The organism is Nocardiopsis halotolerans DSM 44410, from assembly GCF_000341065.1.
GTDB classification, from domain to species: Bacteria; Actinomycetota; Actinomycetes; order Streptosporangiales; family Streptosporangiaceae; genus Nocardiopsis; species Nocardiopsis halotolerans.
The window spans coordinates 1-291 of sequence record NZ_ANAX01000214.1; the positions used below are offsets into that span (position 1 = coordinate 1).

General features: G+C 78.0%; 1 protein-coding gene. It reads left to right on the forward strand.

Going from position 1 to position 291, the window contains the following annotated elements:
* Window positions 1-291: SCO7613 C-terminal domain-containing membrane protein (locus D455_RS30755; protein WP_040684934.1), on the forward strand; the 291-nt coding region annotated here is incomplete at both ends.

Here is a 291-nt window from a genome sequence, read left to right on the forward strand (position 1 = left end):
CTGGTCACCGTGTCGGCCGGAGGACGGCTGGGGCTGGTCGCGGTGGCGCTGGCGGTGGTCGGTGTGATCGCGTTGGCGACCGCCGTGCGGCCGGACCGGCGCTGGGCCGCGCCGGTGGGCGGGCTGCTGATGCTGGCCGCGCTGTGGACGGTGCTCTCCGCGTGGAACGTGGACGTGCCCGAGGCGTACACGGTGCCGCCCGCCCTCGCCGGTCTGGCCGTCGGCTGGGAGTGGAGCCGCAGGGCCGCCGAACCGCCGTCGAGCTGGGCCGCCTACGGCGGGGGGCTGGCG